14 protein-coding genes are annotated in these 20,623 nt (G+C 71.5%); 8 read left to right on the top strand and 6 right to left on the bottom strand.

All coding sequences use genetic code 11. The features are described from left to right. Positions 1–5 precede the first annotated feature (5 nt). Entirely contained in the window at positions 6–3,680 is a 3,675-nt protein-coding gene (gene mfd, locus BCD49_RS12495; protein ID WP_035927164.1) for a transcription-repair coupling factor, read from the bottom strand. Between the two features lie 496 nt (positions 3,681–4,176). Between mfd and BCD49_RS12490 the strand changes: the two genes are divergently transcribed. After that, positions 4,177–4,617, top strand: coding sequence for a MerR family transcriptional regulator (locus tag BCD49_RS12490; RefSeq protein WP_027140411.1), 441 nt, complete (start codon positions 4,177–4,179; stop codon positions 4,615–4,617). A 44-nt stretch (positions 4,618–4,661) separates the two neighbouring features. Here the strand turns inward: BCD49_RS12490 and BCD49_RS12485 are convergent, their stop codons facing one another. Continuing rightward, a complete protein-coding gene (locus BCD49_RS12485; RefSeq protein ID WP_007511442.1) occupies positions 4,662–5,948 on the bottom strand; it encodes a glycoside hydrolase family 26 protein in 1,287 nt (428 codons plus the stop codon). Positions 5,949–6,815: 867 nt separating this feature from the next. Between BCD49_RS12485 and BCD49_RS12480 the strand changes: the two genes are divergently transcribed. From BCD49_RS12480 to BCD49_RS12455, 6 genes are all read left to right on the top strand, one after another. After that, on the top strand, positions 6,816–7,655 hold the full coding sequence (locus BCD49_RS12480; protein WP_071041504.1) for a glucose-1-phosphate cytidylyltransferase: 840 nt from the start codon (positions 6,816–6,818) through the stop codon (positions 7,653–7,655). Positions 7,656–7,669: 14 nt separating this feature from the next. Beyond that, positions 7,670–9,082, top strand: coding sequence for a DUF4910 domain-containing protein (locus BCD49_RS12475; RefSeq protein ID WP_007511438.1), 1,413 nt, complete (start codon positions 7,670–7,672; stop codon positions 9,080–9,082). Next, positions 9,079–9,813 (top strand): 2-C-methyl-D-erythritol 4-phosphate cytidylyltransferase, encoded by a 735-nt coding sequence (locus tag BCD49_RS12470; RefSeq protein WP_007511437.1) that lies wholly within the window; start codon positions 9,079–9,081, stop codon positions 9,811–9,813. The genes BCD49_RS12475 and BCD49_RS12470 overlap by 4 nt, the downstream gene beginning before the upstream one ends. Positions 9,814–9,824: 11 nt before the next feature. Next, complete coding sequence (locus BCD49_RS12465) at positions 9,825–10,745, top strand: hypothetical protein (RefSeq protein ID WP_007511435.1); 921 nt, start codon at positions 9,825–9,827, stop codon at positions 10,743–10,745. Next, positions 10,742–11,506 (top strand): SDR family oxidoreductase, encoded by a 765-nt coding sequence (locus tag BCD49_RS12460; RefSeq protein ID WP_007511432.1) that lies wholly within the window; start codon positions 10,742–10,744, stop codon positions 11,504–11,506. Before BCD49_RS12465 ends, BCD49_RS12460 begins: the two co-directional genes overlap by 4 nt. A 183-nt stretch (positions 11,507–11,689) precedes the next feature. Beyond that, positions 11,690–12,958, top strand: a complete 1,269-nt coding sequence (locus tag BCD49_RS12455) for a glycosyltransferase family 4 protein (protein WP_198535956.1) — start codon at positions 11,690–11,692, stop codon at positions 12,956–12,958. 217 nt (positions 12,959–13,175) lie between these two features. On the opposite strand, the gene BCD49_RS12450 is transcribed toward BCD49_RS12455, so the two are convergent. The 3 genes from BCD49_RS12450 to BCD49_RS12440 form a co-directional block, all read right to left on the bottom strand. Beyond that, positions 13,176–14,087, bottom strand: a complete 912-nt coding sequence (locus tag BCD49_RS12450) for a PIG-L deacetylase family protein (RefSeq protein ID WP_007511428.1) — start codon at positions 14,085–14,087, stop codon at positions 13,176–13,178. A 207-nt stretch (positions 14,088–14,294) separates the two neighbouring features. Then, complete coding sequence (locus BCD49_RS12445) at positions 14,295–15,050, bottom strand: FkbM family methyltransferase (RefSeq protein ID WP_007511427.1); 756 nt, start codon at positions 15,048–15,050, stop codon at positions 14,295–14,297. A gap of 301 nt (positions 15,051–15,351) precedes the next feature. Further along, a complete protein-coding gene (locus BCD49_RS12440) occupies positions 15,352–16,230 on the bottom strand; it encodes a glycoside hydrolase family 26 protein (protein ID WP_241832310.1) in 879 nt (292 codons plus the stop codon). A 749-nt stretch (positions 16,231–16,979) separates the two neighbouring features. Here BCD49_RS12440 and BCD49_RS12435 point away from each other — a divergent pair. Beyond that, complete coding sequence (locus tag BCD49_RS12435; RefSeq protein WP_071041503.1) at positions 16,980–18,323, top strand: hypothetical protein; 1,344 nt, start codon at positions 16,980–16,982, stop codon at positions 18,321–18,323. A 605-nt stretch (positions 18,324–18,928) separates the two neighbouring features. Here the strand turns inward: BCD49_RS12435 and BCD49_RS12430 are convergent. Further along, the gene (locus BCD49_RS12430; RefSeq protein WP_007511421.1) at positions 18,929–20,464 is read right to left on the bottom strand and encodes a Wzz/FepE/Etk N-terminal domain-containing protein; all 1,536 of its coding nucleotides are present in this window, start codon (positions 20,462–20,464) and stop codon (positions 18,929–18,931) included. Positions 20,465–20,623 lie beyond the last annotated feature (159 nt).

Here is a 20,623-nt window from a genome sequence, read left to right as displayed (position 1 = left end):
AGCCCTCACGGTCGGCTGCCGGGCGCGCTACCGGTGGCGACGCTGGCGGCGGCGGCGACGGAGTCACCGAGGATGGCGGCGAGCAGGTCGGCCGCCCAGGCGAGCAGCGCCTTGTCACGCAGCGGCGGCGAGCCGATCCGGCCGGTCAGGCTCGGGGCCGGGACCAGCACCGTGCGGGCCGCCGGCTTGACCACGGCGCCCTTGTACAGCCGCTGCAGCCGCAGCGTCTGGCTCTCCCGCAGCTCCAGCGGGCCGAAGCGGATCTGCTTGCCCGCCAGCGTGATCTCCGCCAGGCCGTAGCCGCGGGCGAGCACCCGCAGCGAGGCGACGGCCAGCAGGTTCTCCACCGGCTCCGGCGGCGCGCCGAAGCGGTCGACGAGCTCGGCCCGGACCTCGTCGAGGTCGGCCCCGCTGGCCGCGGCGGCGATCCGGCGGTAGGCGTCGAGGCGCAACCGCTCGCTGCCGACGTAGTCGTGCGGCAGGCTCGCGTCGACCGGGAGCTCGACCTTGACGTCCGACAGCTCCTCGGGCGCCTGCCCCTTGTAGTCGGCCACCGCCTCGCCGACCATCCGCACGTAGAGGTCGAAGCCGATGGCGGCGATGTGCCCGGACTGCTCGCCGCCGAGCAGGTTGCCGGCGCCGCGGATCTCCAGGTCCTTCATCGCGACGGCCATGCCCGCGCCGAGGTCGGTGTTCAGCGCGATGGTCGCGAGCCGGTCGTGCGCGGTCTCGGTGAGCGGCCGGTCCGGCGGGTAGAGGAAGTAGGCGTACGCCCGCTCGCGCCCGCGCCCGACCCGGCCGCGCAGCTGGTGCAGCTGGGACAGGCCGAAGACGTCGGCCCGCTCGACGATGAGCGTGTTGGCGTTGGAGATGTCCAGGCCCGACTCGACGATCGTCGTGCAGACCAGGACGTCGAACCTCTTCTCCCAGAAGGAGACCATCACCTTCTCGAGCAGGTCCTCGTTCAGCTGGCCGTGCGCGGTCGCGATCCGCGCCTCGGGCACCAGTTCGCGCAGCCGGGCCGCGGCCCTGTCGATCGACTCGACCCGGTTGTGGATGTAGAAGACCTGCCCCTCGCGCAGCAGCTCGCGCCGGATGGCGGCGGCCACCTGGCGCTGGTCGTAGGCGCCGACCGAGGTGAGCACCGGGTGGCGCTCCTCGGGCGGGGTGTCGATCGTCGACAGCTCCCGGATGCCGGTGATCGACATCTCCAGCGTCCGCGGGATCGGGGTGGCGCTCATCGTGAGCACGTCCACCGCCGTCCGCATCTTCTTCAGGTGCTCCTTGTGCTCGACGCCGAACCGCTGCTCCTCGTCGACGATCACGAGCCCCAGGTCCTTGAACTTGGTCTCGCTCGACAGCAGTCGATGGGTGCCGATGACGACGTCGACGGAGCCGTCCGCCATCCCGGCGATAGCGGCCTTCTGCTCGGTGGCCGTGTTGAACCTGCTCATCGCCTTCACGATCACGGGGAAGGCCGCGTACCGCTCGGAGAAGGTCTGGTAGTGCTGCTGGACGAGCAGCGTGGTCGGGACCAGGACTGCCACCTGCTTGCCGTCCTGCACCGCCTTGAACGCGGCCCGCACGGCGATCTCGGTCTTGCCGTAGCCGACGTCCCCGCAGATCACCCGGTCCATCGGGACCGGGCGCTCCATGTCCCGCTTGACCTCGTCGATCGCGGAGAGCTGGTCGGGGGTCTCCCGGAACGGGAAGGCGTCCTCCAGCTCGCGCTGCCACGGGTTGTCAGGGCCGAACGCGTAGCCGGGCGCCGCCATCCGGGCGCTGTAGAGCCGGATCAGCTCGCCGGCGATCTCCTTGACCGCCTTGCGTGCCCGGCTCTTGCGCTTGGCCCAGTCGGCCCCGCCGATCCGGTCGAGCGTCGGGCCCTCACCGCCCACGTAGCGGGTGACCTGCTCGAGCTGGTCGGTGGGGACGTAGAGCCGGTCGCCCTTGGCGTACTCGAGCACCAGGTACTCGCGCTTCGCGCCGGCGACGGTACGGGTGACCATCTCGACATACCGGCCGACGCCGTGCGCCTCGTGCACGACCAGGTCGCCGGCGGCCAGCGCCAACGGGTCGATGCCCTTGCGCCGCCGGCTCGGCAGCCGGCGCATGTCCTTGGTGGTGACGCCGCGGGCGCCGGCGAGGTCGGTCTCGGTGAGCACGGCCAGGCGCAGCAGGTCGCTGGCGAAGCCGGTGGACAGCTGCCCCTGGGTGACGGTGACGACGGACGGCGCGAGCTCGGCGTCGTCGGCGACCCGGGCGCCGAGGTCGGCCTCGCGCAGCAGCTCGGCGAGCCGCTGCGCCGGGCCGTGGCCGGCGGTGACCAACAGGACCCGCCACGAGTCGTTCAGCCAGCCCTTGACGTCGGCGACCAGGCGGGCGGTGTCGCCGTGGTAGGCGGGCGCCGGGCGCAGGCTGGACGCCACGGCCTCGTCGGGCGGGTCGAAGGCCGCGGTGGCCTCGTCGGCGTCCTCCCCGGCGTTCAGGGCGCCGAACTGGCTGACGGTCCACCAGGGCAGGCCCAGCTCGGCCGCGCGGGCGCGCACGTCGGCGAGCGAGCGGTAGGCCGCCGAGCCGAGGTCGATGGGGCTGTCCGAGCCGAGCGCGGCCGAGCTCCAGGAGGCGGCGAGGAACTCCTGGCTGGTGCGGACCAGCTCGGCGGCCCTGGCGCGGATGCGCTCCGGGTCGCACAGCAGCACCTGGGTGCCCGCGGGCAGCTCGTCGAGAAGCAGCACCAGGCGCTCGACGAGGACCGGCGCGAGCGCCTCCATCCCCTCCACCGGGATACCCGAGGCGATCTTGTCGAGCATCTCGACGAGGTCGGGGTGCTCACCGGCCAGCAGGGCCGCGCGGGCGCGCACGTCGTCGGTGAGCAGCAGTTCGCGGCACGGCGGCGCGAACAGCGCGTACCCGCCGCCGGGGGCGCCCTGCCCCCCGGCCTTCTCGCCGTCGAGAGCGCGCTGGTCGGCCACCGAGAACGGCCGGACGTCCTCGATCTCGTCGCCGAAGAACTCGACCCGCAGCGGGTGCTCCTCGGTCGGCGGGAAGACGTCGAGGATGCCGCCGCGCACCGCGATCTCGCCGCGCCGCTCGACCAGGTCGACCCGGTGGTAGGCGATCTGGACCAGCCGCTCGACGACCGCCTCGAGGTCGGCGGTGTCGCCGCGGCGCAGCAGCACCGGCTCGAGGTCTCCGAGGCGGGCGACCTGCGGCTGCAGCACGGCCCGCACCGGCGCGACGACGACCGAGAGCGGCCCGGCCGACGCCGCGCGCCCGTCGGGCGCCTGCTGCCCGTCGCCCGGCCCGGTGTCGGGGTGCGCGAGCCGGCGCAGCACCGCGAGGCGCCGCCCGACCGTGTCGGCGCGCGGCGAGAGCCGTTCGTGCGGCAGCGTCTCCCAGCTCGGGTAGACCGCGACGTTGTCCGGCCCGAGCACGCTGCCCAGCGCGTCGGCGAGGTCCTCCGCCTCCCGCCCGGTGGCGGTCACGGCCAGCACCTGCCGCCCCGCGCGGGCCAGCGCCGCGACCGCGAACGGGCGCAGGCCCGGCGGTCCCGAGAGATCTACCGGCACCACCGGGCCGCCGGGGCCGCCGGCGGCGAGGGCGTCCTGGGCACGCAACAGCGCCGGCTCACCGCCCGGCCGGGCGGTGAGAGCGTCGAGCAGCGGCGCGAGGGTCATCGGATCCGTCCCGGCCTCTTCCAGGTCCGGCGCGACCACCGGATCCTGGATGTCGATGTGCGCCCGCGCGGGCGCACGGTCTGGACTACAACACCGTCTCTGACTGCAACGTCAGCCGGGCCGCGGCTTCTGCCCGGCGTGCGGCGCCGGAGCTCCGGGCAACGCTGGGGGCGCGGCCGGGCGCCCGTCCCGCGGCCCGCTCGGCTGGCAAGCGTGACGCTCGGCTGGCGAGCGTGAGCTGGCCATCGCCCGACCTGGAAAGAGCCCGACCTGAATGAGCGAGCAACTCCATGGTCAGGGTACGGGAGCGCCCGGCCGCGTGGGTCAGCTCGTCCCCCGCCACGACCGCCGGCAGTGGCCCGCGGTGGCCGGCGGACGAACGGGCGCGGGCGGGATCAGTGGGGTGGGCCGAAGGGTCGACGCGACGTACAGTCATCTGCCAGCAGCTGGCCTGCCCGGCAGGGGCCCGCCAGTCTCACTTGACGTAAGGGTAGAGTTGTCTTCCACGCGCCGTGGCCAGTCCACGCCAAAAACCGGTCGCGCCGACCTCTACCAGATCGGGGACGTCGCCGAGCGGGTCGACCTGTCGTTGCGCACCGTCCGCTACTACGAGGAGGCCGGGCTGCTGATGCCGGTTGGCCGCACCGCCGGCGGCTTCCGGCTCTATGACGAGGACGCCGTCGACCGGCTTTTCCTGATCAAGATGATGAAGCCCCTCGGCTTCACCCTTGAGGAGATGCGATCACTACTCACCCTGCGCGACGAGCTCTCGCATCCGGGCATGGCCCCGGACGTGCGAGCCGCGCTGGAGGAGCGCCTGCGTACGTGGGTGGTGCTCGCCGAGGAGAAGCTGGCCGCCCTGCGCGCGCAGGTCGGCGTCGCCGAGGCCTTCGTCTCCGGCCTGTACGACGACGCCGACCGGTCACGCCGCGGGTAGTACCAGGCAGTGATCTGGGAGGTCCGGCGCGCCTCGCGCCCGCTCTACTGGGTGGCCGACCAGAGCGAGCGGTAGGCCGCCGAACCGTTGGGCTGCTGCACGGGGTTCGTGAGCGACGAGTTCACGTTGTGGGGATCGTTGTCGTTGAAGTAGGCCTCGTACGCGAGCATGCCGCTGTACTGCCGGAAGAGATTCGCCATCTGCTGGATGTAGAACGGGTTGTCGCCGCCCGCCTGGCCCGCCTGGCCCGCGGGGGTGCCCTTGTCGACCAGCCCCCATTCCGGCACCGAGAACAGCTTGTTGTGCAGCTGCGCGAAATTGATCACATAGCAGGCGCCCGGCAGCAGGGGGCCGTCCTCGCACTTGGCGTTGAACGTCCCGACGTCGTAGCTCGGGGGGTACTGGTCGTAGGTGTCGATCCCGATCACGTCGACGACGTCGTCACCCGGGTAGGCGGAGAACGGGTCGCCGCCGTTCGGCAGCGAGGTGCGCGAGTTGACCGTCCAGTCGATCCGCACCCGCGGGGCCACCGAGATCAGCGCGAGCGCCTCGTGCCGGAAGCACTGGACCCACTGCTGGGCGTCGAGGGCCCGCCAGGCGAACCACTTGCCGTTGAACTCCCAGCCGATGCGGACGAACGAGTCCGACCGACCGCTGCGGTTGAGCCAGTTGCCGAACTGCCGGAAGTAGCCGTCGTAGGCGCCAGAGGCGCAGGCCGCCATGTGCTGCCGGTTCCAGGCGTCGCTGTCCGCTCCGGCCGGCGGGTCAGGGAACATCGGCACGGAGACGACCCAGGTGCCGGCGAAGCCGCTGAAGTGGTTGGCGCTGTCGCCGATCCACGGCCCGGTGATCGCCCCCCAGCTGTTGCGGGCGGTGAACATGACGACCACGTCGTTGGGCCGGCCGCGGTAGCTGGCGAAGGCGTTCGCCTGGCCGGTGTTGCCGGCGGACATCCCGGCCGGCCACGGCCCGTTGGTCTTCGCGGGCTGCGCGCGCGGCCGCGGGGGCGGTCCGGTGGGGGCGGCTGCCGGCGCGGACGTGGCCGGCGCGTCGGGGCCCGTCGGAGCGACGGTGGCGGCGGCCGTCGAGGAGGCGGCCACGAAGTCGGCGCCCTCGTCGTCGTGCCCGCCCGGCTTCGGCGTCACGGCCCAGGCCGTCAGGCCGAGCACCAGGACTAGGGCCACCGCGATTCCCGGCAGCATCCGGCTCTTGAACTTCGCCGGGCCGCCCGAGATCTGGACCAGCCAGTCATACCAGCGTCGGGCCTCGTCACCGTAGTAGCGGAGCTCCTCGCGCGCGTGCTCCCGGGTCGATCCACCACGGCGGGCCACCCACACTCACCTCCGTCGCGGTGCGGCGCCGTCCCAACCAGGGCAGAGTGGGTCGGCGGCGCCCGAAAGGTACCGAAACTTACTACGTCCGCTGACCGCCCCCTCGGGGCGGCACAGCGAAGCCGGGCACCTGGTGACACACCCGGACTCGCCGGATCTGTGCGCAAGCACACACAGCGACCGGCCTTGAGCCTTTCCCCTAGCTGCCGCTCAGACTGGATGAGAACGACAAGAAGAGGACGCTTCAGGCGGCCCGGTGGTTGCCGGCCCGACACCCGCACGAGAGCCGCGCGCCGCAGCAACGAGACATATCACCTGTTACCTAGGCGCCGCGAGCTGGTGTGCGCCAAGCAGACCAACAAGCACGCGCCGTTACGGATCCGCCACGGCGCGGCCTCCGGAAGAGCCGTGACGTCCCKGTCCGTGGACGCGGCGTCGCGATGACGAACGCACGACGGCCCAGGGCGGCGCGCCCGCCACCGCGCGGCCACCGCCCGACCTCTGGCCCGTCCTTGCGGGTCCCGCGTCAGGTCCTCGCCGCGCCGAAAGGCCCGGTAGGCGGGCCCGAAGCGGCCGACCTAGTCTGCGCGGGCCGAGAAGTTCAGTACGGTACGGTTACTCCGGCAGCGTCCCGGACGTCACCGCGGGAGTGGGAGCAGCTGATCTTCCGGACCGGCCAGGACCCGCGGTCCCTGCCAGGGGAACGGCCCCTGGTTCCCATCGGCGGCCCGGCCGTCTGGGCCACGACCGGTCAAGGGCTGTGGCCACCTCGGCCGTGACCGCCCGGCGTTGCCCCAGCCCGCTCGAACGCCGGCAGACCAACGCCCGGGAGCATGCCCGGGTCCGACCCTGGGAGAGCAAACAGCCGTGACACCCCCGAGCTCGGCGTCCACGCCGGCCCGCACCGTCCCCGGCGCCGCGGACATCCCGGTCGTCATCCTCTGCGGTGGGATGGGCACCCGGCTGCGCGAGGCCAGCGAGAAGCTTCCGAAGCCGCTGGTCGACATCGGCGGCAAGCCGATCCTCTGGCACATCATGAAGACCTACAGCCACTACGGCTTCCGCCGCTTCGTCCTGTGCCTGGGCTACAAGAGCGACGCCATCAAGAACTACTTCGTCAACTACCGCGAGCAGGTGGCGGACTTCACGCTGACGCTCTCGGACGACCACACCCCCGAGTTCCACAACGCCGAGGGCGACGAGGACTGGGAGGTCACCTTCGCGGAGACCGGCCTGCTCAACGGCACCGGGGCCCGGCTGCGCCGCGTCCGCCAGTACCTGACCGGCCCGCGTTTTCTACTCACCTACGGTGACGGCGTCGGCTCGATCGACGTGGCCGCGCTGTTCGACGCGCACGTGCGCGGCGGCCGGATGGGCACCGTGACCGGGGTGYGGCCCTCGAGCCGGTACGGCGAGCTGGAGACGGACGGCGACGGCGTCAGCCTGTTCGCCGAGAAGCCGCCGCAGACCGGCTGGGTCAGCGGTGGCTACTTCGTCTTCGAGCGGGAGTTCGCCGACAAGTACGTCGACGACGACCCGTCCCTCATGCTGGAGCGTTACCCGCTGCAGCAGCTCGCCCGGGACCGGCAGCTCACCCTGTACCCCCACGAGGGGTTCTGGATGGGGATGGACACGTTCCGGGACTGGACCGAGCTCAACCAGCTCTGGGACGCGGGCGCCGCCCCTTGGCGGGTCTGGACCGACTGAGCCCATAGGTCACGGTGAGTACTTCAGAGGCCCAGGACGCCGCGCTCGGCGAGCGGCTGCACGACCTGGTCGCCGCGCTGGGCGCGGCACCGGTGCGCAGCATCACCGGCGACGGCGTCCGGGCGACCCTTGAGATCGTCCAGAAGGCCGTCGCCGGGGGGCGAGGGGGCGCCGAGATCCCGTTCGAGGTCCACGAGGTGCCCTCGGGCACGCCGGTGCTCGACTGGACGGTGCCCAGGGAGTGGAACGTCCGGGCCGCCTACCTGGTCGGTCCGGACGGGTCGCGGGTGGTCGACATCGCCGACCACCCACTGCACCTGCTGGGCTACAGCGTCCCCACCCGCGCCCGGCTGAGCCTCGACGAGCTGCGCCCGCACCTGTTCTCGATGCCGGACCGGCCGGACTGGATCCCGTACCGGACGTCCTACTGGAACGAGAACTGGGGCTTCTGCCTGACGGACACCGCGTTGCGCGCGCTGCCGGACGGCGAGTACGAGGTGGTCATCGACACCACCCTCACGGACGGCTCGCTCACCTACGCCGAGATCGTCCTGCCCGCGACCGAGCCCACGCCGGCGGGCGGCGAGCCGGAAGAGTTCCTGATCACGACGCACACGTGCCATCCGTCGACCGCGAACGACAACGGGTCCGGCATGGCGATCCTCGCGGAGCTGGCTCATCACCTGGCGGCCCTGCCCCGCCGGCGGCACACGTTCCGGCTGCTGTTCATCCCGGGCACGATCGGCTCGATCACCTGGCTCGCCCAGAACCGGGACGTCGTCGGCCGGATCCGGCACGGGCTGGTGCTGACCGGCCTCGGCGACCGCTCCCAGCCCACCTACAAGCGCAGCAGGCGCGGCGACGCGGTCGTCGACCGAGCCGCGGCCGTCGCGCTCGCGGAGACCGGGCGGCCGCACCGGGTCGTCGACTTCTCGCCGTACGGCTACGACGAGCGGCAGTTCTGCTCCCCGGGCTTCGACCTGCCGGTGGGCCGGTTCGGGCGCGGCCAGCACGGCGAGTACCCCGAGTACCACACCTCCGCCGACAACCTGGACTTCGTCAGCCCGGAGAGCCTGGCCGAGTCGTTCGGCCTGCTCACGCGGATCATCGAGATCTGCGAGCGCAACGCGGTCTGGCGCAACACGAGCCCCTACGGCGAGCCGCAGCTCGGCCGCCGCGGGCTGTACCGCGCGATCGGCGCGACGATGAACCGCCAGGCCGTCGAGATGGGCCTGCTCTGGGTCCTCAACCTCGCCGACGGGGCGCACGACCTGCTCGACATCGCGGCTCGGGCCGCCATCGAGTTCGACTCGGTCACCGCCGCGGTCGACGCGCTGGCCGGAGTGGGCCTGCTGGTCCGCGACGACGACGCGGACGCGGACGCAGCGGGAACCCCGGGCGCGCCGGTACCCGAGGTCGTCTCATGAGCACCCATGCCGCGGCCGGCCCGGTCTGGACGGTGGTACTGGCCGGCGGCGGCGGTACTCGGTTCGGCGGGCCGAAGCAGTTCTTCGACCTGGGCGGGCGCCCACTGGTCGAGCATCCGGTGCTGGCCGCCGGCCCCGTGAGCGACGGCGTCGTCGTGGTGCTCCCGCCCGCGCTGCTGGACCGCTGGCGCCCGGAGCTCACCTCGGGGACGCCGGAGGTGCTGGTGACCAGCGGCGGCGCCACCCGGGCCGAGTCGGTGCGCGCGGGCCTGGCGGCGGTGCCGGCCGCCGCGGGCGTCATCGTCATCACCGATGCCGCCCATCCGCTCGCCACCGCCGACCTCTACCACCGGGTGGTGGCCGCGGTGCGCGGCGGCGCGGACGCGGCCGTCCCGGGACTCCCGCTCACCGAGGTCGTCAAGGAGGTCGGCCCGGGCGACGCCGATCGTGGCCTGACCGACGCCCTGGTGGCCGGGCGCTCGCTGGTGCGTGAGACCCACCGGCTGGTGCAGACTCCGCACGCGTTCCGCGCGGATCTGCTGCGCGCGGCGCACGCGGGCGCTACCGAGGCCGTCGAGGACTCGGCGATGGTCGCCGCGCTCGGCGCGGCCGTCGTCGTGGTGCCGGGCGAGCCGATGAACATTCACGTGACCACGCCGGAAGAGTTGACGATGGCCCGGCGACTGCTCGCGGCCGGGGCTGGCCTGGTCGCCGCATCGGCCGGGCACTGAGGGGGAGTCTGATGAGCACGGTACTGGTCGAGTCCACGCTGTCCGATGACGAGCGGCGCGCCCGCCTGTACGCGGGCGACCTGTTCGTCTACGGGCCGAAGCCGGCGTCGCTCGCGTTCGTCGAGTTCACCAGGGAGCTGGTGCGCGACGCGTTCGGCGACCTCGACCCGGAGACCGCGCAGTACCACATGGAGGTGGAGGACTATGCCGCGCTGCTCGCCGATCTCAAGCCGCGGTTCATCCACCACCCGCGCTGCAAGGAGCTGATCCGGGAGGTGCTCGTCGAGCACGGCGCCGACCCGGAGAAGACCTATTTCGACGTGCCCCGGCTGCGCACGTCGACCAGCGACGACTACCTCACCTCGGGCATCGCCTACGCGTTCCACCCGCACCGGGACACCTGGTACTCGGCGCCGTTCTGCCAGCTGAACTGGTGGTTCCCGGTGTTCGACATCGTCCCCGAGAACGGCCTGGCCTTCCACCCGAAGTACTTTGGCCGGCCGGTCGAGAACAGTTCTTCCACATACAACTACTACGAATGGAACGCGACCAACCGGGCGTCGGCCGCGAAGCACATCAAGAGCGACACCCGGGTGCAGCCGAAGCCGCAGGAGGAGGTCGAGCTCTTCCCGCAGACCAGGGTGATCGCCCCGGCCGGTGGAATGCTCATCTTCTCCGCGCAGCAGCTGCACTCGTCGGTGCCGAACACCTCCGGGCGCACCCGGTTCAGCATCGACTTCCGCACGGTCCACCACGACGACGTGCTCGGCCACATCGGCGCGCCGAACGCCGACTCGGCCTGCACCGGTACCACCATGCGGGACTACCTGCGCGCGACCGACCTCACCCGGCTGCCCGAGGACGTGTGCCTCGAGTACGACGAGGTCCCCCCGATGGCGGACGCGATCCTGGTCTACGAGGGGACACGGTGACCTCCGAGCCAGGCTCGGCGAGCCAGCGGCTGGCTGGCCGGGTCGCGGTGGTCACCGGCGCGTCCAGCGGCGTCGGCCGGGCGATCGCGCTTCGACTGGTCGCCGAGGGAGCGGCGGTGACCGCGGTCGGGCGGGACAAGACCCGCCTGGACGCCCTGCCGGGCGCCGCCGCTCGGGCGACGCGGGCCGGCATGGCCGGTCAGCTGAGCCCGGCGCAGGTCGACCTGACCGACGACGAGGCGCGCTCCGCGCTGGTCGCGGGCCTGCTCGCCGGTCCGAGGGTGGACCTCCTGGTCCACAGTGCCGGCGGCTACGCCAGCGGCCCGCACGCCGACGCCGAGATCGCGGATCTCGACGCGCTGTACGCGGCGAACGTGCGGGCGCCCTACGCTCTCACCCAGGAGCTGCTGCCCGCGCTGCGCGCGGGCGGCGGCGACGTAGTGGTGGTGAACTCGTCACAGGGCGTGCGGGCCGGCGCGAACACCGGCCAGTTCGCGGCCACCCAGCACGCGATGCGGGCGATAACGGACAGCTTGCGCCAGGAGGTGAACGCGGACGGGATCCGGGTATGCGGCATCCATCTGGGCCGCACCGCGACTCCTCGGCAGGAGGCCATCTTCGCCAAGGAGGGCCGGCCCTACGCACCAGAGCTGTTGGTTCAGCCGCAGGACGTGGCGGAGGTCGTGGCGGGAGTGCTGAGCCTGCCGCCCGGCGCCGAGGTGACCGAGCTCCACCTGCGGCCGGCCAAGAAGAGCTACTGATGTCCCCGAAGTCGGACAACAGTAGAGTGACGTTGCCGACTTCGCCCACCGGCACGGCCAGCGCGCGGTCCATGCACCATCGATGGGCTGGTGCGCCCACGCGTCCGGAAACCGAGGTGTGCGGTGATTCACCGGTGGTCCAACGAAGGGCCGCAGGCGGCGGCGGCGGTGGAGGTCGACCGCATGGAGCGTCGGAACGTGAACGGTGAGAGAAAGTTGCTCATCACGTTCCTCTGTGAGCAGTATCCCCCGATTGTCTGGGATGGCGCTGGTATCTACACAGCTGTGTTGGCATCGGCCCTCGCCACGATCGGTCACGACGTTCACGTAATCTGCGCCCAGGGTCACCGGGTTGTGGACGAGGTCGTGGACGGCGTCCACGTGCATCGCCGCCCCCTCCTGCGCGTTCCGATCAGCCGCGCCCTTGGCAAATACGCCCGGTTCCTCACCGGCCCGAACTACCCGCGTGACTCGATCTCGCTACGGATGAGCCTGACCCTGTCGTACGCCGCCTACCTGCGGCAGACCGGGCTGCACCCCGACGTGATCGAGACGCAGGACGGCGAGACCCGCGCGCTGATGCAGGTGGTCACCCGGTCCTGCCCGGTCGTCGTCCACATGCACGCGCCGACCATGCTGACGCTGCGCCTCGCGAGCCCGCACCTGTCCGTCCGCGGCCGGATCGCCGACCGGCTGGACCGCATCACCTCCGACCACGCGACCGTGGTCACCTCGCCGTCCCAGCTGCTGGTCGACACCGTCCGCCCGTACGGCTGGCTGCGCCGCCAGGACGTGACGATCGTGCCGAACCCGTTCGACGCGAGCCCCTGGGCGGCCGTGTCGGGTGTGGGTCGCACCGGTCCCGTGGTCGCCACCGTCGGCCGGCTGGAGCCGAACAAGGGCATCGACGTCCTCCTCGACGCGCTCGCCATCCTGGCCGCCCGGGACATCGACGCGAAGCTGATCCTCGCCGGCAGCTCGTCCGGGCACATAGACGGCGTGCCGACCGGGCGTTGGCTGGAACGACGGGCGAACGAGCTGAACGTGCCGGTCGTCTTCACCGGCCACGTCGGGCAGCGCGAGCTCGCCGACGTCTACGGGCAGGCCCGGGTGGTGGCGGTGCCGAGCCGGTTCGAGAGCTTCTCCATCGCGGCGGTCGAGGGCATGGCCGCCGGCCGCCCGGTCGTGACCACCAGCCGGACCGGCATCGCGCCGTTCGTGCAGGACTGGCACGCCGGCGACGTGGTCCCGCCGGAGGACCCGAAGGCGCTCGCCGACGCGCTCGCCGCCTACCTGACCGACCCGAAGCTCGCCGAGACCGTCGGGGCGAACGGCCGGGCCGGCGCGGCTCGTCTTGATCCACTCCAGATCGCCCGCGACCGCGAGGCGGTCTACCGGGAGGCGGTCGCCCGCTTCCAGCACGACAAGCCCGCCGAGGACGCCCAGCACTGATTCCCCGGCCGCCGGTTCCCCAGCCGCCGGCCGACCGTACGCGGGCGTCCAGACGCCCGCGCGGGCCGACCGGGCACGACCGGCGACCGCCGCGACCGCCGACTGGCGGCCGGGCGCGGGCCAGACTCAGGCACGCGGGAGATTCTCGCCCGCGAGAGACTGGCCCGCGAGAGACTCAAGCCCGCGAGAGACGCAGGCCTCCGGGAGATGCTCGAGTTCAGGCCCGCGTGAAGTTCAGGTGTGACAGCGCTCCGGCTTCCAGGTAGAGCTCGAAGGGGCCTCGGGTGGCCGCGAGCAGCGACCTGGGCAGGGTGGCCCCGCCCCCGTTCGGGCCGCTGACCTGGCTGCTGTGCGCGGCGAGCGCGTATGCCTGGCGCGCGCGGTAGCCCTTGGCGCCCACCAGCAGCGGGCGCACCTCGCGGATACGGTCCATCGGGTCGCGCAGCATGCGCCGAGGGGTGTACCCCTCGGTGCCATAACCGCGGGTCCACGGCCAGTGCGTCCACATCCAGACGCCGTACTCGAGAACCTGGCCGGTGAATCCGGCCTTCTTGGCGGCCTCGAGCGCGGCCACGTTCGTCGCGTCGTGATCGGGGTGGCCCTCGCAGGAGGTCGGGATGAGCAGCTGCTCGGGCCCCAGCTCCTTGATCAGCTCCGCGAGCCGGTCGGCCACCTCGTCGACGTGCTCCCCGACCATGGTGTCGGGCACGTCCAGGAAGCGGATGTCCGCCGCCCGCAGCCCGAGGCGGCTGCCCGCCCGGCGGGCCTCCTCCTTGCGCAGGGCGATGAGCTCGGCGGGCGGGAGGTACGCCGGCTCGGCCGCCGCGCCGTCACTGACGATCACCACGGTGACCTGGGTACCGGCCTCCCGCTTGCGCATGATCGAAACCCCGCAGCCGAGGGTCTCGTCGTCGGGGTGCGGAGCGACCACCAGGCACGAGGCCCGGGACATCGCCCGGGTGATGTCCCGGCCGCGGCGCATCCACGCCCGCCGGTAGGCCGAGCGGGCCGGCTGCAGGGCTCCCTCGCGCAGCGCGGCCGGCCGCACCAGTCCCCGCACGGCCGTCACCGCCCGCGCAGTTGAGCCCGCGCCGCCACCACCGGCTTCGCCGTCGCTGGACCCGTCCATCACCACTCCTCCGCGGCACCCGGATCCCCCGCGCACCCGGACCCGACTCGATCGATGACCGAGATGAGCCTATCGAAGGGCCCTTGGGCCCTCTGCGGCCGGCAGGCGCAGGTCAACCCGCGCCGAAGAGCCGCGGTCGTCAGCGTCCCGAACGCGCATCCCGCCCGCGCGGACCACTCTTTGAATGGTTGGCCCGGGCGACGACGGTCAGGCGTGGGCGACGAAGTTGAACCGCCGGCCGGACTCGAAGATCTGCCGGAACTGGGAACGGGTGTACGGGCCGGCGCCGGTCATGTCGTAGATACGCAGGCCGACGTCGCCGTCGAGAAGGTCGTACATCTGGTCGGGCGTCGTGCCGTACTCGCGGGCGGCCGACCCGAACTCGAACACGACATGCGGCCGAGACCGGGTCAGCAGCTTCAGTCCGCCCTTCAGGACCCCGTACTCACCGCCCTCGACGTCAATCTTGAGGAGGGTGAGCGAGTAGTCGGCGGGCACGGTGTCGTCGAGGGTCTCGACGTCCACCTGGATGTGCTCGACCTCCTCCGTCCCCTCCGGCAGCCGCTCACGCAGCCCGCTGTAGGCCGGGCGGCTGCGCACGTACGCGAACGAGCTGGTGCCCACCTGATCGGACAGCGCGGCGCGGCGCACGACCACGGACGGGTACGCGGCACGCAGGTCCTCGTAGAAGTCCGGAATCGGCTCGAAGGCCATGTGCTGGCCGCGCGGCGCGTTGTGCACCATCACCCGGAGGACGTCGCCGCGGTGCGCCCCCACATCGATGCAGTTCGCCTCCGCGTCCAGCACGAAGGCAAGCAGCAGCGCGAGGTTCCTGTCGTCGACCGCGTTTCGCCGGGCGGTGGGCAGGACGTTGCGGCGCACCGCCTTGAGCGCCGGGCCAAGGCCGAGCTCGTTCACCACCCGCCGTGCGCTGCCCAGCTGTCGGTTGATCTGCTCCCCCATGTTTCGGGCCTCCAGGTCCGACCGATGTGCCCGGGGTCGAAACCAGCGCAGGCCACATCAGAGCACCAGTCTCGGCTCGCCCGCCGACCTGATGATGATGTGAGCGCTGTTGGCGCGGCGGCGCCTGCGACCTTCCGGCGCACGTTGGGAGCAGGTTATCGCGCGGGCGGTCATGAGGACATAGCGGGTCGTTCCCGATATGGCCAGTCCGGATTCGTCCGCGCGGCGCGCGAGCGCCAGGTGGACCGGCATCTCCCAGGAGCCCCGCCGTGCGCCCAGGTCCCGGCCTCGGCGGAACCGGTCAGCCCGCGCCGAAAAGCTGCTGGTAGCGCTTCGCCGACCTCGGGTTCAGCACCGGGTTGAGCAACGACGAGTGGACGTTGTCGGGCTCGTGGTTGTTCCAGTAGGACTCGTAGGCGAGAACGTCCGTATTCGCCCGAAACGTCTCGTACATCTTCTCGACGAAGAAGGGGTTGTCGCCGCCGCCGTCGCTGGCGCTCACGACCCCCCACTCGGGCACGGAGAACTTCTTTCCGTGCGCCCGGGCCTCCTTGACGATGTTGCACAGGCCCGACGGGTTGTCACACAGGTCGTCCCAGATCTTCTCCGTGGGCGCGGGCGGGGCCATGTCGTAGTAGTCGACCCCGATGATGTCGACGTAGTCGTCGCCGGGGTAGGCGGCCCAGACATCGGTCCCGTCGGGCAACGTGTCGCGGTGCATGCTCATGGTCCAGTCGATCTGGACCTCGGGGGCGGTCGAGCGCAGCGCGGCCACCTCGTGCTGGTAGCAGTTCTTCCAGACCTCGACATCGCGCGGGTACCAGTTGAACCAGTCGCCGTTGAACTCCCAGCCAAGCCGCACGATCGCGTCGGGGCGGCCGTACTTCTGCAGGTTTCCCCCGAGCTGCGCGAAGTACTGGTCGTAGGCGCCGGCGGCGCAGTCGTTCTCGTTCGCGCCGTCGACCGGCGCGCCACTGTGGTCGACCGGCCAGAGCGGTACGGCGACCGAGATCTGACCCGGCCACTTGTCCCYGGTGTAGGCATCCAGCGGCCAGTGCGGGGAGACCAAATTGGCCCAGCTGTCGCGCGTGACGAACATCAGCGCCAGGTCGACGGGCCGCCCGGTCCACTTCGCCCACTGGTCGATGTCCATCGGGTAGTTCGCGTTCGCGCCGGACATCCAGCGCACACCCAGGCCACCAAGCGACGCGATGGCGGGGCTGGGCTTGTCGGACTTGTCCTTGTCCGATTTCGAACACGCGGCAAGCCCTGCCAGGGCGACCAGGACGGCCGTCAGCGCGGCCCCCGCCCGGATGGCGCGACCACCCGCCCGGCGTCGCCTGGGGGCGCGAGCGGGCGCCCTCCCAGCGGCCACGGTCGACGGGGATGACCCGCCCGACCCCCGACCTGTGCCATGGCGCTCCCCCACCCGTTTTCCCTTCATGACGGCGATGCCGCTCGGCGTCCCYCCCCGGGCGCGTCGCGATCTGCACACCGGCGGACCGGATGTCACGAGAGCGCCCTGCCGTCGACAACCCTTACCTTACGTAAGACTCGCCGACTTAGGCACCTACCTGTCACCTAGACACGACGACGGCCGCCCACCACCAAGTTCCCAGCTGGAGCCTGGCCGTTGTGGGCTGGCGTCCCGGCGCCCCCGGCGCCGGGACGCCAGCAAAGACGGCATAGAGTGAACTGCTTGACGGCGTCGATGCTCATATTTGCGACTTCCGCCCGGGCAAACACCCAGGTGTCACTGTATGAGTCGAACCGCCCGCCCGGAGCGCGCCCAAGGCTCCCGACGGGCGCGGTCTCGGCCCGCAACGTAGACGCCGCGGCAGCGGCCAGCACCGTACAGGCCGCGCGGCGGCCGCCTAGCGATGGAGTGGTAGTGGCAGACCACACAAGGTCGACAGGAGACGGCCGGACATGGTGACGACGCTGACCACCCGCATCCCGCGTACCTGGGTGATCCCGACTCCGGATGCGGCGCAGCGTGCGGCCGAGGCGGACCGGTCGACTCTCCGCATCCTGACCGTCCTGATGTTCTGCGAGCTGTTCCTGCAGCGCATCTCGGTCCCCGTCGGGGGAACCGGCGTCTCCGTGGTGCTACCGGTGGTCCTGTTCGGCATGCTGCTGATGGTGGCCCGGGGCGGCCTGCGCATCCACCTGGTGCGCACCAGGGCCTACCTGATCGCCATGGCGGTCTGCTGCGCCGTCGCGTTCCTCGCGTTCACGCGTGGCGAGGACAACGTCTCGCTGAACTCGCTGCTGCTACTGGTGGCCGTCTACGCGCCGTTCTGCCTGGGGCTGTCGCGCGCGCACAGCAAGGTGCTCCTGCCCCGGCTGCTCGACCGGTTCGTCATCATGACCTCCGTGTTCGCCGGCCTCGCCGTGCTGCAGTTCGCGCTCCAGCTGGTCGGCTGGAAGTACTCGGACGTCCYCGCCAGCATCGTGCCGTCGCAGTTCCTGGCGCACGACTTCAACACCTCGTATCCCGTGCGGTACGGCTCCACGCTCTACAAGTCGAACGCCTTCCTCGGGCTGGAGGCGTCGTACACCTCGCAGTTCCTGGCCATGGGCCTGGTCGTCGGGGTGCTGCGCAAGATGCGCTGGTGGCGGTACCCGCTGTACCTGCTGGCCATCCTCAGCACGGTGTCGGGTACCGGAGTACTGCTCCTCGGGGTCGCCGGTGTGCTGCTCGCGGTCCACAAGGGCGTCAGGTTCACGGTCTCCGCGCTGGCCATCGTGGGGGTGATCGTGGCGGTGCTGTCCCTCACCCCGGCCGCCGACATCTTTGCCTCCCGGGCCACGGAGACCTCCTCCAGCCAGTCCAGCGGCAGCCTGCGGTTCGTGCAGCCCTACACCCGGATGTACGACGACCTCTCCCAACATCCGGGCACGGCGCTGGTGGGCCACGGGCCCGGCTGGTCCGACCGTGACTCAGCCGCCTTCCTCGCCAGGACCGGGCTGCCGCTGAACTACGCGCTCGTGCCCAAGCTGATCCTCGAGTACGGATTGATCGGCGGCGTCGCCTTCCTGCTCTTCCTTGCCACCGCGTTCATTCGTGGCTCGCCGTCGTTCGTGCTGTCCGGTTCTCTTCTGTTCTTCTACTTCGTGCTGTCGAGCAGCCTGCTCAGCCCGGTCGTCGGCTACCTCGTCCTCCTGCTACTGACCTGGTTCTGCGAGGACCTGCATCCGCTGGTCTCCCGCAAGCCCGCCTATCGGCGCGCCGTGGTCCCCGCGCAACGGAGCTACGCCGAGCAGCACTGACGTTCTTCGGCCGGATCCCACGGCCCCCGACCTCGCGGGCACGGTTCGGTGAGAGCCCCTTCAGGCCAACCTTGGCCTGAAGGGGCTCATTCGTTTCAGGACGCAGGTCGCCGGGTCGACAAGGGCGCCTTCGAGAAGGGCACCGGCGCTCGAACCTCATGCCATCCTGCCGGCCTCACCGCGCGGTCGGGTCGCCGGCCGTCTGGGCGAGGGCATCCAGAGACCCGTCGGCTTCGCTCGGGGCTCACCAGCCGCGTCCCGCGCACCCGCGAAGAGCGACGCGGAGCAGAGACACCCCACTACGTCCCAGGTCGCACACCACCTGGACTCCGCGGGGGACGTCTCTGGCCGAAGCCCCCGCCCTCCGGGGCGGCGTTCAGGCGTCCTGAAGCACGTTCAGGCGGGCCTGAAGGTTCAGGCGGGCTGAAGGTTCAGGCGGGCTGAAGCACGTGCGGCAGCAGCGGGGCCCCGGCAACGCGGCAACGCGGTCACACCGGAACGCACGCACGCCCCCGCCGCCGCCCTGTGCGACACGGAGGACGAAAGAAAAAGCCCGGCCCAGGGGACGATGTCCCCTGGGCCGGGCTTGAACCCGAGCTTTGTTCCTAGTACTCCCTGCCGCCGCTGGGGCGGGCGTAGCGGTCGGTGACCTCGGGGTCGCCGTCGCGGTGGTCCAGATCCCGGTCGATGGTGCCGCCGACGGTCGGGCGGGCGCCGCCACGGGTCTCCGCCGCTATCGTCGAGGGGCGAAATCCGCCCCGCTCGGCGTGGATGACGCCGACGATCCGCTCCGCGAGCGCCGGCCAGTCCCGCGGCACCGACGCGAGCTCGTCGGTGCGGGTGTCCGGCGAGGTGATGACGACGACGGCGTCGGCCTGCAGCGCGGACGCAGCGGTCATCGGCAGGTCGGTCAGCGGCGGCGTCAGCAGCAGCACGAGGTCGACGACCGGCGCGCGGTCGGCCAGGATGGGCGCGAGCCCGCCCGGCCGGGACGCCCGCGACGGCGACACCCGGTTGTAGAGCACATGGCCCCGGCCGCTCCCGGAGGACCGGGCGAGGCAGGTCGGCTCGTGCGCCCACCGCGGCAGTTCCCCGGAGGTCGCCCGCGGCAGCCGCTCCAGCATGGAACGGACCTCGGAGCTGGGCGAGGCGTCGAGGACGAGCACGACGCCCTGGTCGTCGGACCAGCTGGCCGCGACGCCGGCCACCGTCTCGGAGGTCAGGTCGCCGGCGGCCGCCGGCGTGAGGGCCACGACCTTGACCGTCGGTGAGAGCACCGCCGCCATCGCCGAGACGATCGTGTCGATGCTTGGCGTGACGCCGGAGGCGCCGACGATCAGCGGCGCGCCGAGGGAGTCTGCGGCCGCCCGGCCGTCGAGCACCGTCGGCCGGCGCAGGTAGCGGACCCAGATGACGGCGATGGCGACGAAGAGCCCAATGAGCCCGGCGATCAGAACGCTGGTGAACGGCTTGGGCGCGATTCGGCCCGCGTCGTTCGGGTCCTCGGTGAAGCCGACCGTGGTCGCCGAGATGGCCTGCGCCACCTTCGCGTCGGTGAGCTTCGTGTTCAGCTTGGTCAACGTGTCGTTGAGAACGTTGTAGTTCGGGCTGCCCGGGGTGGCGGCGCCGAGCTGCGTCCGTACTTCGTTCCACGCCTTCTGGAGCGCGTCGACGGTGGCCTGGTCACCGCCGTTGTAGTTCGTCAGCAGGGTCTTGTAGACGTCCCGGGTGTTGCTGACCAGCTGGTTCGCCCTGAGCTGGGTGTCCGCCAGCGCGGTGATCGTGAAGTAGTAGGCGGAGTCCGCCGGCACCGCGGTGACGTGCGCCGCGACATAACCAGGGTTCTGGTGCAGCTTGGTCGCCACCTGCGTGACGGCCTGCTTCGACGTGGCCAGCTCCGCCTGTGTCTGCACCACTCGACTGAGGTCGACGGAGCCGCCMGCCTCGGTCGCGTCGGTGGAGAGGAAGACGCGAGCGGTCGACTTGTAGGTCGGGGTGACCGCCATGCTGACGATCAGACCCAGCGCGCCCGCGACGACCACAGCAATCACGATGTGGAACCAGCGGCGCCCGAGGACCCGCAGCAGTGACAACGCCGGCGCGTTCCCGCCGTCGCCCGTCTGAGAACCAGCTGAGCTCACCGCTCCGCCTCACTTCCACTTGACGCGGTGGAGTTCCGCGATCCTGAGGGAGCCACCGAGCGGCCCCGTTTTGGCGCGCTCTGGCACCTCACAACGGTGGGCACCTGCACGACGACCAACACCTCACGACCGCAGTTTTCTTGACCTTGAGGCCCGGAA

This window comes from Pseudofrankia sp. EUN1h (genome assembly GCF_001854645.1).
In the GTDB taxonomy this organism is placed as follows: domain Bacteria; phylum Actinomycetota; class Actinomycetes; order Frankiales; family Frankiaceae; genus Pseudofrankia; species Pseudofrankia saprophytica.
This window is presented reverse-complemented; position numbering and strand designations above follow the sequence as displayed.